This is a genomic window from Leptospiraceae bacterium (assembly GCA_016708435.1).
In the GTDB taxonomy this organism is placed as follows: Bacteria; Spirochaetota; Leptospiria; order Leptospirales; family Leptospiraceae; genus UBA2033.
This window is the reverse complement of record JADJFV010000007.1, coordinates 243,410-256,132: the sequence shown is the minus strand read 5'-3', so window position 1 is coordinate 256,132 and position 12,723 is coordinate 243,410. Positions and strand designations below refer to the sequence as shown.

The 12,723-nt window shown below is 39.0% G+C and carries 11 protein-coding genes; all 11 read left to right on the top strand.

Going from position 1 to position 12,723, the window contains the following annotated elements; all coding sequences use genetic code 11:
• Window positions 1-26 precede the first annotated feature (26 nt).
• Window positions 27-824 (top strand): DNA/RNA non-specific endonuclease, encoded by a 798-nt coding sequence (locus IPH52_13035; GenBank protein MBK7055953.1) that lies wholly within the window; start codon window positions 27-29, stop codon window positions 822-824.
• Window positions 825-1,101: 277 nt separating this feature from the next.
• A complete protein-coding gene (gene rimP, locus IPH52_13030) occupies window positions 1,102-1,584 on the top strand; it encodes a ribosome maturation factor RimP (GenBank protein MBK7055952.1) in 483 nt (160 codons plus the stop codon).
• A 1-nt stretch (window position 1,585) separates the two neighbouring features.
• Window positions 1,586-2,965: a transcription termination/antitermination protein NusA gene (nusA, locus tag IPH52_13025; GenBank protein MBK7055951.1), complete on the top strand. Its 1,380-nt coding sequence runs from the start codon at window positions 1,586-1,588 to the stop codon at window positions 2,963-2,965.
• A 45-nt stretch (window positions 2,966-3,010) separates the two neighbouring features.
• Complete coding sequence (gene infB, locus IPH52_13020; GenBank protein MBK7055950.1) at window positions 3,011-5,683, top strand: translation initiation factor IF-2; 2,673 nt, start codon at window positions 3,011-3,013, stop codon at window positions 5,681-5,683.
• Window positions 5,684-5,743: 60 nt separating this feature from the next.
• Window positions 5,744-6,205, top strand: a complete 462-nt coding sequence (gene rbfA, locus IPH52_13015; GenBank protein ID MBK7055949.1) for a 30S ribosome-binding factor RbfA — start codon at window positions 5,744-5,746, stop codon at window positions 6,203-6,205.
• The gene (gene truB, locus IPH52_13010; GenBank protein MBK7055948.1) at window positions 6,201-7,094 is read left to right on the top strand and encodes a tRNA pseudouridine(55) synthase TruB; all 894 of its coding nucleotides are present in this window, start codon (window positions 6,201-6,203) and stop codon (window positions 7,092-7,094) included. Before rbfA ends, truB begins: the two co-directional genes overlap by 5 nt.
• A gap of 57 nt (window positions 7,095-7,151) precedes the next feature.
• Window positions 7,152-7,418, top strand: coding sequence for a 30S ribosomal protein S15 (rpsO, locus tag IPH52_13005; protein MBK7055947.1), 267 nt, complete (start codon window positions 7,152-7,154; stop codon window positions 7,416-7,418).
• 13 nt (window positions 7,419-7,431) lie between these two features.
• Window positions 7,432-9,531, top strand: a complete 2,100-nt coding sequence (pnp, locus tag IPH52_13000; GenBank protein MBK7055946.1) for a polyribonucleotide nucleotidyltransferase — start codon at window positions 7,432-7,434, stop codon at window positions 9,529-9,531.
• A gap of 3 nt (window positions 9,532-9,534) precedes the next feature.
• Window positions 9,535-10,803 (top strand): insulinase family protein, encoded by a 1,269-nt coding sequence (locus IPH52_12995; protein MBK7055945.1) that lies wholly within the window; start codon window positions 9,535-9,537, stop codon window positions 10,801-10,803.
• 222 nt (window positions 10,804-11,025) lie between these two features.
• Entirely contained in the window at window positions 11,026-11,469 is a 444-nt protein-coding gene (gene dut / locus IPH52_12990) for a dUTP diphosphatase (GenBank protein MBK7055944.1), read from the top strand.
• Between the two features lie 112 nt (window positions 11,470-11,581).
• On the top strand, window positions 11,582-12,685 hold the full coding sequence (locus tag IPH52_12985) for a hypothetical protein (protein ID MBK7055943.1): 1,104 nt from the start codon (window positions 11,582-11,584) through the stop codon (window positions 12,683-12,685).
• Window positions 12,686-12,723 lie beyond the last annotated feature (38 nt).

The window sequence follows — 12,723 nt, the reverse complement described above, 5'->3', positions numbered from 1 at the left end:
AATAAATACTGGAAATAACTATGAAAATGAAAACTCTTCTTTCGTTCTCTCTTCTCGCTTTTTTACTTACTGCCTGTGCAGAGCCGCAAAGAAAAACCGTTCCAATTCCAAATTCGATTCCGTCTAACGTTCCTGTTGAGCCTCCTAAAAGCGAAACTGAAGGAATAGAAGATCAGCTACTCGAAAAACACTACGAAGGTTTTACTCTTTGGCTCGATTGCAAAGAAAGAGCGGCGGTAAAATTTCGCTACAATGCACAGAGAGATAATGGGAATGAACCTCGCGAGGAAAAATTTACACTAGACCCCGATGTTCCGAAAGATTGCCAACAAAAAAATGGAAAGACCTATGGGAAAAAATACGATCGTGGTCACCAAGTTCCTGCGAATCATATGGATTTCTCCGCTGTCGCAATTAAACAAAGCAATTATATGACCAATATCCTACCACAAGCAGCGGGAATGAATCGAGGAGCCTGGCTATTGACTGAGGAGATAACAGAGTGTTACCGCGATATTGATGAATTGCTTATCCTGGGCGGTGTGATTTGGGGAGACAATACAGAAGACGATTATTTTGTAGAATCCCATGGAGTCAGAACACCCGACGCATTCTGGAAAGTAATCATCCGCGGTAAAGACGAAGTAATCGCGTGGATAATCCCCAATAGCCAGGAAGCAAAACGTAAGAATCTAGACGAATACCTCACCACAGTCGCCAATATCGAAGAAATCACCGGCATGAAAATCCCGGTCACAGGAGACGCTCGCACTAGAAAGCTCAAATCCTCCTGGCTTATCCCTCGCGGTTGTAAGAAGGGGTAGGAAAACCCATCCTTTTACCCGTCCATAACTCACCTCCGGTCTAGCTCCGCTTATATCTTCGGTGGTTGTGCGGGTCAAATTGCCCTAGCAACCTATACTTGAACCGGAGAAGAAACCGTTCCTAGACCGGAGAGGAGTGAGAGGATTCTAAAAGGAAACTGAACAAAAATATTTTTTACTTTACAGCCTAGCCTACCTTTTTAATGTGAAATTTTAACCTGCCTTAGTTCATTATTTTTGAATCAGGTTAAAAGTTGTCTGGAGAAAAGGTTTATTATTGGCATTAACAGAGTCTGAGATTAAGGAAGTATTATCTACTATAATTGAACATCCAATTCAATTGTATTCCTTAGAAGTACAAGCAGCCAATGACCATTTTCTAATTGAGATTAATCTGGATAATCTCCAAGACCCAAGGGGTTCGGTTTCTATAACGGACTGCGAAAAAGTTTCAAGACGACTTGGCGATTTTCTTGAGACTGCACATGGGCAAGAAAATTATACAATTCAGGTTTCATCAGCAGGGGCAGAGAGGGAACTTAGACTACCAGAAGATCTGGGTAGGTTTCTAAATGTGCCTGTGAAGATTTTTTATTTGGAAAAAGGTAAGAAAGTGAATAATGTCTTTCAAATCTTAGCATTTGACGGCACTGTTGTAACTCTAGAGCCTTTGAACCATAAAAGTAAAAGGTTGTTAGGTGAAAAAATTAGTTTGGATAAGAACGATATTTTAAAAGGTAATTTATACATTAAATTTTAATATGGCAACGAAACAAGTAAACAACGAAACGAATCTATTTGAAGCAATTCAACAATTTTGTTCTGACAAAGGTCTTTCTAAAGACTCTGTCTTGAATATAATTAAAGACTCTCTAGTGGGAGCTTATAAAAAGAAGTTAGGTCTTGAAGTAAGCAGTGATGCAGATGTAAATGTTGAGTTCAGTGAAAAAAATGAAGTTGTCATTGTAGTTCCTAAGAAGGTTGTAGAAGCTACTAGTGATTCTCCTTTTGAAATTTCTCTTGCTAAGGCAAAAGCAATAGATGCAAATGCTGAAATTGGTGGAACAGTCCAATTCAAAGAAAAACCAATAGAACTATCGCGTATCGTTTCTAATCAAGCTCGCCAGATGGTCTTTCAAAAATTGAAAGAAATGGAGCGAGAGCTATTATTCAATGAATACAAAGTCAAAGAAGGGGAATTGACTCATGGTTATTTCCAGAGATGGATTAACAAAGACACTATGAGTATTGATCTTGGTAAAGTAGAAGGCGTTATGCCCAAGAAAGAGCAAAACCCCGGCGAAAAATACAAAGCAGGTGATAGACTAAAAGCTATTATCTCCCGTGTAGAGCTTCGCAAAGATAAATTTAGAGACACCGGTCTTGTAATCACACTTTCCCGTGCTTCCGGTGACTTTGTTAAGAAATTATTTGAGATGGAAATTCCTGAAATCTATGATGGACTTGTCCAGATTGTGGATATTGCTCGTTTGCCGTCAGTAAGAACTAAGATCGTAGTTCGCGGAACACGAAGCGATATTGATCCTGTTGGTGCTTGTGTTGGTATGAAAGGTGTTCGAATTCAATCTATCGTTCGTGAACTTGGCAATGAGCGAATCGACATTATCCAATACTCCGACAACCCTTCCGAATTTATTACAAATGCAATTTCTCCTGCTAAGCCGGTAGAAGTAAGAGTCGATCATGATAACCGCGAAGCTTTGGTTATTGTTCCTGACGATTCTCTTTCTCTTGCCATTGGTTCTAGTGGGTCTAATGTTAAATTAGCCGTTCAGCTTTGCCAATTTAAAATTGATATCAAATCTGTTTCGCAATACAACGAAGACATGACTTCTCCAGAAGCTCGTGATAGATTGGATAAACTATTTAATAATCATGTAGCAACCCATTCAAAAGCGGTTGAATCGGAAGACGACTCAAAGGGAACTCCTTTAAGTGAAATTCCTGGTTTAACTTCTCGTGTAATTAGTCTCTTACAAAGTGGTGGAGTAAATGATGTAGAAACACTTATCGAAATGCAGTCGGAAGATCTTGCCAAGATTCCGGGTGTTGGATTGACAACTTCGGAGCAAATTCTAAGACTTCTTTCTGAGTCAGTAGAATTTGTAGAGGAGGGCTAAGCAGGCTAAACCGCTGGCACTCTATTTATGAGTGGCAAAGAAATTATGGAAGAAAAAAAAGATAACAAATCAATCAAAGATAAGCTTCTGCAAGGACAAGATTCTTCTCACAAAAAAATTGTGATTAAGAGAAAACCTTCTCCTATTGCTGATACAACTACATCGAACGTATCGGCTTCGCCAAAACCTAAGAAGGATTTGGACGTTCTAGTAAAAGAAGAAAATGAAAGGCAGCAACTTGCTCCAAAGCCATTTGTTCGACCCACCGATGAATCAAATGCCAGAATCATTGTAAATAGAAATGTTCCTGAGTCTGTTAATAAGGAAAAAGAGAAAGAGAAAGAAAAAGAGCACACCGAATCTCATTCCACTCAAACGACTCATCATGAACAGAAGAAACAACCTTCTTATCATCAAAATCAGCAGCAAAATTTTAATCAAGGTTCTAATCAAGGTAACCAGGGCAATCAGAGACAGTCTGTTAATCCCGTTTATCCAGTAAGAACAGGCGATAGAAACCCAATCGTTTCCAGACCACAAAAACCAGTCGGGGGTCAACAGACAAATCGTGACTCTTCACAAGGTGGTGGGGGCAATCGCCCTTATCCTCCAAGACCCGGTGGACAGGGACAGCAAGGTGGTGGGGGCAATCGTCCTTATCCTCCAAGACCGTATCCTCCGAGACCCGGTGGACCAGGACAACAAGGTAGTGGGGGCAATCGTCCTTATCCTCCAAGACCGGGACAGGGAAGTGGTGGAAGTGGACAGGGCGGATTTGGGCAAAGTTCTTTAGATATCACAAAAGATGCAGCAACTTCAGGAATATCTGCTAGTCGCAAAAGAAATATTCCAGGTAGCACATTCGATAGAAATCGTGACAAAGCGAATGACCGCTCTCAAGAGAATAGCAAATTCTTTAAGCAAATGTATAAAAAGCAACAAGGTATTCCAATGTCAGGAACTACCGTCCCAAAAGAAATTTCCATTATGGAAAATGTTCAAGTTGGTGAGCTTGCTAAAAAATTAAACCTAAAACCAGGGGATGTAATCGCTAAGCTCATGAAAATGGGTATGATGGTTACAATCAATAACGTAATTGATAGCGATACAGCTATTCTACTCGCAGACGAGTATGGTTGTGCAGTTAAGATTGTTTCTTTATATGAAGAAACAGTCATCCAGGAAGAAAAAGATTCTCCAGAGGATTATATCAATCGTCCGCCTGTTGTTACTATCATGGGTCACGTCGATCACGGTAAAACAAAGTTACTCGATACCATTCGTAAGAGTGCTGTCATTGATACAGAATCCGGTGGAATTACACAGCACATTGGTGCTTACCAAGTGGCAACTCCTCGCGGTGTGATTACTTTCTTAGATACTCCAGGTCACGAAGCATTTACCTCTATGCGGGCTCGTGGTGCTTCGATTACTGATATTGTAGTGTTAGTTGTTGCTGCGGATGACGGTGTTAAGCCGCAAACCGTAGAAGCGGTGAATCACGCTAAGGCAGCCGATGTTCCTATTATTGTTGCTATTAACAAAATTGATTTACCTGCGGCTAACGTGGATAAAGTGCTTCAAGAACTCACAAACTTGGATTTACTTCCAGAAGAGTGGGGTGGTAAAACTATCATTTGTAAAATCTCTGCTCGTGAAAATATCGGAATTGATAAACTTCTCGAAATGATTCTCATTCAGTCTGAGATGTTAACCTTAAAAGCAAATCCAAATAGAATTGCCAAGGGAACTATCATCGAAGCAAAACTAGATCCGGGTCGTGGCGCTGTGGCTACTGTTCTTATTCAAAATGGAACTCTAAGAATTGGAGATCCATTCTTAGCAGGTGTTCATTCCGGTCGCGTGCGTGCTATGTATAACGATCATGGTCATCAAATGCAATTTGCAGATCCTTCTTCTCCTGTTCTTGTGACAGGTCTTGAAGCCGTGCCTGATGCAGGAGATCCGTTTGACGTTATCCGTGATGAGAAAGAAGCTAGAAATATTTCTCAACACAGAAAAGAATACCAACGTATCGGACAGGCTTCCACAGTTATCAAAGTAACTTTAGACAACATGAACGAAATTATTTCTCAGGGTGGACTCAAAGAACTCAAGATTATTATCAAGACTGACGTTCGTGGTTCTGCTGAGGCAATCAAAGAGTCTCTCGAGAAACTCTCTACCGGTGATGTGAAACTAAACGTGATTCATGCTGGAACTGGTGCGATTGTGGATACTGACGTTATGCTTGCATCTGCGTCTAACGCTCTCGTGGTAGGTTTCCATGTTCGTGCGAATCCAAGAACTTTGGCGCTCGCCGATAAAGAAGGCGTTCAGATTAAATACTACAGTATCATTTACGATGTAGTAAATGAAATCAAGGCTGCAATGGAAGGACTTCTTGAACCTGAAAAAGTTGAGAAGAACGTTGGTAAGCTTGAAATCAGAGATATATTCAAAATCTCTAAAGTTGGAAACATTGCTGGTTGTATGGTTACATCCGGTAAGATTCAAAAGAACAACCTCATTCGAGTTGTGCGGGATAACGTTGTTATCTTCGACGGCAAGTTAAAATCACTCAAACGTGTGAAAGACGATGTCTCCGAAGTATTAACAGGATTTGAATGCGGTATCTTAGTAGATGGATTCAACGACTTTGTAGTCGGCGACGAAATCGAAGTATACGAGATCAACTCAATCGCAAGAAAACTCTAAACAATTACCCAAGGGCGGGGCTTAAGCCCCGCCCTTGGGTAACGTTAAAGCAAAAAAATCATGAACGAAACGCGTAAGAAAAAAATTGAATCGGAAATTATCAAGTCAATCGCTAAACTGATTGTCTCTGGTAAAATGAAAGATACTAGAATTGGAATCGTTTCCGTTCATAGGGCAGAGCTTTCGAATGATATGGCGGCAGTCAAAGTCTGGGTAACCTCTTACGTAGACGAGAAAGGCAAGAAGTCTTTATTAAATGCACTTCGCACTGCTAAGGGTTTTTTTCAGCATATCATTGCTAAAGACTTACAGCTTCGTTTAACACCAAAGATTACTTTTTTATGGGATGATGATTATATCAAGTCCCTCGAAGTGAATGACTTCATAGATAACCTACCTCCAATTCGAAATTACCAGGCTGAGACAGAAGGTTTAGTGCATAAGGAAGATTTGCCCCCTGAAAATAAGGAATTGCTGAATAACAACGACTTGCCTCAAGTAGAAGAGGAATCAAAGGATTAATTCAGGATTTTTTCTAATTTTAAAACCGGCAGGAATTACTTCCTCTGACCTGGTTTTAAAAATCAAAAAGCATAAAAAGCCTATCAAGATCGGGCACACGGGCACTTTAGATAAAGCCGCTGAAGGATTACTCATTTTACCATTTGGAGATTATACTTCCTTTTCGAGTGTGTTTTTAGAAGAGGATAAGGGTTATTTTGCGAAAGTTCGTTTTGGGAAAAGCACAGACTCCGGTGATCGTGACGGAAACACAATTGACGAAAGAACTCCCGAAGAGATAAAAGCATTTTTCTCAGACAATATTACTCGTATTGAAGAAGAAATTTCTAAAATCATAGACACTACATCACAAATTCCTCCTGTAATATCTGCCTTGAAAGTAGGTGGGATGCGACAATCTTCTCTTTTTCGCGGTGGAATAGAATTTGAATCCGTTAGTCGCAAGATGAAAATCTATGAATTCCAATCCCAAAATTTAACCGAATTTGGATTTGAAATGAAACTTAGAGTTAGCTCTGGGACTTATATTCGAAAAATTGTCATAGATTTAGGCGAAGCTCTTTCCTTTCCCATGTATATGGAAAGCCTAGTTCGCACTTCTATTGGAAAAATTTCACTCGATCATGCTCTATCCGTAGAGGAAGTTCTCTTACCGGACTGTAAATTTTCCAAGTTAGAAGAATTGATATTATTTCCCTGGATTGATTTAAATGAAAAAGAAACTAAATCAGTTCGACACGGTGGATACGTTGACCGGAAAGGATTAGAAGGGGATTTCTTACTCAGAGACAACTCCGGCAATCTCCTCGCATGGTGCAGCACCGTTGATAAGAAATCCCATTTGCCTTATCGCTACTTGAAAGTTTTTTACAATCCTGATGAAAATTAGTTTATCAATAGTCGCACCTAAATAACTTGGTCTAAAATAGAAGAATACTAACGTAATATGATAACAACAGAAATTAAGAAAACAATCATCACTGACTACCAGCAAAAAGCTGGAGATACTGGATCCCCTGAAGTGCAAATCGCGCTTTTAAACAGCCGAATCAATGATTTAAACATTCATTTTGGAACGCACAAAAAAGACCATCTCTCTCGTAGAGGTCTCTTAAGACTTGTTAGCCAGAGAAAGAAGATGCTGGACTACTTAAAATCTAAAAATCTTGAAAGATATAGAAATCTTATCAAGAGACTTGGATTAAGAAAGTAATTCAGGATCTACTATGACATATAAACACAATCTAAATTTCGATAGGGAAGCTATATCCATTGAGTCTGGCAATTGGGCGAAACAAGCCGATGGTAGTGTAGTCTACAGAGTCGGCAACCTTGTTATGCTTGCAACTGTATGCGCGGTTGACGAATCTAAAGAAGGACAGGATTTTTTCCCTCTCACTTGTGAATACACTGAAAAGATGTATTCTGTTGGAAGAATTCCTGGCGGATACATCAAGCGAGAAAGCAAACCTTCCGAATACGAAGTATTACTCTCTCGCATCATAGACAGACCGATTCGTCCTATGTTTCCAGAAGGTTACTTCTGTGAAGTGCAGCTAATCGTAACTGTCCTCTCAGCTGATAAAAATATTTCTACACAAGGTCATGCGATTAATGCGGCTAGTGCAGCGTTAATGGTTTCTAATATTCCATTTCACGGACCTTTAGCTGGTGTGCGTGTAGGAAGAATTGACGGCAAATTGATATATAACCCTGAGAATGACCAGATTGCGAAATCAGATATGGACATTATCGTTGCTGGAACCATTGACTCAATCGTAATGATTGAAGGCGAATGCAAAGAACTAAGTAACCACGACTTACTAGATGCTTTAAAATTTGCACATGAATACATCAAAGCAAATGTTACCTTTCAATCTGAATTTGCGAAGATTGTAAATAATCCAAAAAAAGAAATCAAGCTCAAAGTAAAAGACGAAGCTCTATTTAAAAAAGTAAGAGATTATTCTATTGAAAAAATCTCTACTGCTAATCGCAATTCGGATAAGCAAGCAAGATCAAAAGGAATTTCTGATGCAAACGCAGAAACCGTTGCTTACTTCAAAGAACAAAATCTAACTGATTTAGAATTAAAAGAAGTTAAAAATTTCCTTCACGAAGTAGAAGCAGAAGTCGTTCGTGATTTAATTTTCAAAGAAGGCTTACGAGCTGATGGAAGAAAATTAGAAGAAGTCAGAGACATCTCTTGCGAATTAAACGTATTACCCGGTGCTCACGGTTCTGCCGTATTTACACGCGGTCAAACTCAATCTCTAGGAGTAGTAACTCTTGGAACTGTTGCGGATAATCAGCGTTATGAGACAATCGAAGGTCAAAAAGAAAAGAACTTCATGCTGCATTATAACTTTCCAGCATTCTCTGTTGGAGAGGTAAAACGTTCCGGTAGTCCTGGACGTCGTGAAATTGGACATGGAAATTTAGCAGAGCGAGCTTTAAAAGCTGTTCTTCCTAAGTTTACAGAATTTCCATACGTTATACGACTTGTCTCTGAAATCTTAGAATCAAATGGTTCTAGCTCAATGGCATCTGTTTGTAGTGGGTCTCTTGCGATGATGTCCGGTGGTGTTCCTATTAAAGCAGCGGTTTCTGGTGTTGCAATGGGACTTATCACTTCGCCTAATAAAGAGTTTGCGATACTAACTGATATTGCTGGTATTGAAGATCATTTTGGCGATATGGATTTTAAATTGGCAGGAACTCGTAAAGGTATTACTGCTTTCCAAATGGATTTGAAGATAACAGGCGTTGGCCTCGATGTTTTGGAAAAAGCAATTGCACAAGCAGAGCGCGGTAGAACTCACATCCTAAACGAAATGGAAAAATCCATTACACAGTCGGCTGCTGAACTATCTAAGACCGCCCCTCGTATTACGATCAAGATGATTCCAAAAGATAGAATTGGAGAACTTATCGGTCCCGGTGGAAAAAATATCCGCTCTATCATTGAACAAAGTAAAGCTGATATCAACATTGACGACGATGGAAAAGTTACTATTTCTAGTCCTGACGCTGAGTCTTCTAAGAAAGCTCTCGATATTATCGAAGGTATGTTCGCAGAAGTGGAAGTGGGAAAAATCTATGAGGGTAAAGTCAAACGCATCACTGACTTCGGAGCTTTCGTAGAAATTCTTCCCGGTAAAGAAGGTCTCTGCCATATTTCTAAACTAGATTCTAAACGTGTGAACGCTGTAAGAGATGTAGTCTCCGAAGGCGAAATCATTCGTGTAAAAGTTCTAGGTGTAGACAGACAGGGGAAAATGGATCTTTCCCGCAAAGATGCAATGCAGCAGGAACATCACTCCTGATAAATGAACTTAAGGCTAAATAAGAGTAAACTCTCTAACGGTCTAACAGTTTTATTTCAACCTGTGCCCAATGCGACAAGCGTTGCCATTGGGCTCTGGGTAAAGATTGGCTCAAGATATGAAGATGAATCCGAAAAGGGTTACACTCATTTTCTTGAGCATATGCTTTTCAAAGGCACCGACAAAAGAACAGCCAAAAAACAAGCAGAAGATATTGAGCGAGTAGGTGGCTTTTTTAATGCTGTCACTTCTCGTGAGTATACTTACTATTATGTGACAGTTGCTTCCTCTGAGCTAGAACTTGGACTTGATATTCTTTCGGATATGGTTTTTCATCCACTTCTAAAACAAGAAGATATTAAAAATGAATCGAATGTAATCCTAGAAGAATTAAAAAGCTATGAAGACAGTCCCGATGATTATGTGTATGATCAATATTTTAAAAATATTTTTAAAAATCATCCTCTCGGTCAAGATATCATTGGCTCCCGCGAATCAGTAGCCGCTGCGACTTCAGAATCAATCCAGGCTTATTATAAAAAGCATTATATCCCCGGTAGAATGGTATTATCCGTTGCGGGAGATTTTCCTGACGACCAAGTGCAAAAGCTTTCAGAAAAATTCTTTAGTATGAGAGTAGACAGACCATTAGCCGCACTTAAGAATGAGCCTGTAGAAAAATCTTTCAGTGTTCATTTTATCAAAAGAAATTTAGAGCAGGTAAACTTTCTACTTGGGGCAGAAGGCTTTGCCCGCGATTTTAAAACTGCTGTTCGGCTCAATGTTATTTCTAATATCTTCGGTGGAGGAATGTCTTCCCGTTTATTTCAAAAAATTAGAGAGGACAAAGGACTCTGTTATAGCATCAGCTCTTTTCCTTCTTCTTACTTGGATACGGGGATAATGAATATTAACTGCGGGACTTCTAAGGATAAGCTTTTACTAGCTGTTGATTCTATCTTAGAAGAAATTCGTCTTTTGAAAAAAGATGGATTCACCCAGGACGAGCTTGTATTTTCGAAAGGAAATCAAAAAGGCGGACTCGCCATTGGATATGAAATTCCTGAAAATAGAATGACAGACATTGCTATGCAAGAACTTTACTTTGGAAATTTTTACGGTTACCAGGACAGACTCGATGAGCTATTCTCAGTTACTCTCGATGAAATCAATGAACTCGTGCAAAAAATATTTGCCGTAGATCAAATGCATTTTACAGGAATTGGAAATATATCTAAAGCTGATATTAAGAAGATACATACTAAGATATAGGATGTGATTGAAGTATATGAAGATTTACCCCTGTCACCTCGAACTAGCTTTTCGGTGAGAGGTCTATCTGACAAAAAAAAGAAATGGTTTTTCTCTCATTAAGAACTAAGGTAGATTTCTCACGGCGCATTCTCGGATGCCGCTAGTTCGAAATGACTGTTGCAATGGCTTTTTAATTTACTATGTCAAACTTAAATTCAATTGGAGTCCTAAATGAATAATATTCAAATCAAAATACAAAAATTTTATCCCGATGTAAAGCTCCCAGAGAAAAAAACAACGGGTGCGGCGGCGATGGATATTGCGGCTTATTGTCCAAAGGCTAATATTATTTTGCCGGTTGGAGAGACGGTTTTAATTCCGACAGGTTTTTGTTTGGAAATTCCTAATGGTTATTTTGTAGAAATTCGTCCACGTTCTGGTTTTTCTTCCAAGGAAAATATTCTAATTCCAAATTCTCCCGGCACTATTGATTCTGATTACCGGGGACAGGTTTTTGTTCCCTTATTAAATCTGAGTCAATCTCCCTTTGCCATTACCAATGGACTTCGTATCGCGCAAATGCTTGTTAGCCGCTCAATGGATATAGAATGGAAATTGGTGACCGAGATTTCTCTCAATACCGAGCGCGGAGCAGGCGGATTTGGTTCAACCGGAAAGGCTTAATTTAAAAAGGTAGATTGAATCGGTTCTTTCAATTTATTTTCTTTAATACATTGACATTAAAAGAATATTTGTCTTTTTTGGAAGGCAAGTTTATACAGGAGTAGATTTAAAAATGAAAAAAACTTCTTTTTTAACGTTAGTTGTCTTATTAGCTTTTACATTTTGCAAGAAGGAAGAGAATTCTAAAATAGTAGCCGAACCTACTAAAAATTATTTTTCCAAACAATGGGTTAATTATTGGAACGCCAAATTAGAATATGCCGCTGAACATGAGAAAAGACTTGCAGAAGCCAAAAAGCTTAACTCGCAGGCATTTGTTTTATACAAAGCCAAGAAGGACAAAGAAGCAGTCGAGCTTTATGAAAAGTCAATTGACTCTTATCCGCTTGGTGAAACTTATTATAATTATGGAAATTCTCTTTCTAATATCAATCGCTTAGAAGATTCAATTCTTGCTTATGATGTTGCCTTATACCTAAGCACACCTCGCCCTGAATTGGCTCTTTATAATACTGCTTGTTCTCATAGTCGATTGAATCAAGTAAATGAGGCTTATGAGTATTTGGCGAAAGCAATCGATAGAGGCTACAACGCAATAGCCTACATTGAAAAAGACCCTGATATGGAAAATCTACGCAAAGACCCAGAGTGGGAAACTAAGATTCAAAAACTTTTGAATCCAAAAGAATACTCTCAAAGCGATTTGGTCGGTAAGCTTAGTATCGGATATGTTCCTCGTGGTGGAAAAGATTATATACTTTGTGATAGTGGTGTCGCCATTGCTCCATTTGATCCTCCATGGTCTGGTCAGGGAGGTAGTGGAGCTTATAGATATGGTGCCGAAGAAAATGTTTCGTTAATGTATTCAATCGGAAAATGGAAAATGGAAAAGGGAGACTTAGTTATTAATTTCGAAAAAGGATGTGGTCCAAATATTATTGAACTGAGTCACGCCGAGCGTAGCAAAGAGTTTGATGGCAAAGGTCGGAGACCGGAAGAATACATCACAGGATTATCAGGTACTCCAAAGTTTAGTCCATGTAAGTCCATATCAAATCAAGACTCTGTTGTTTTTACAAAGGACAAGGTTCGAAACATCTTCGGAGAAAAAAAAGACGAAGACGTTTCTTATAATCTAACAAAAAATTCTAATGAGCCCAAACAATGCGATCCAAACTTTGTTCCCAAAACATTAGAAGATTTGAAATTAGAGTAGGGTAATAGAAATTTGGCGTAAATAAGTATATTGTATTA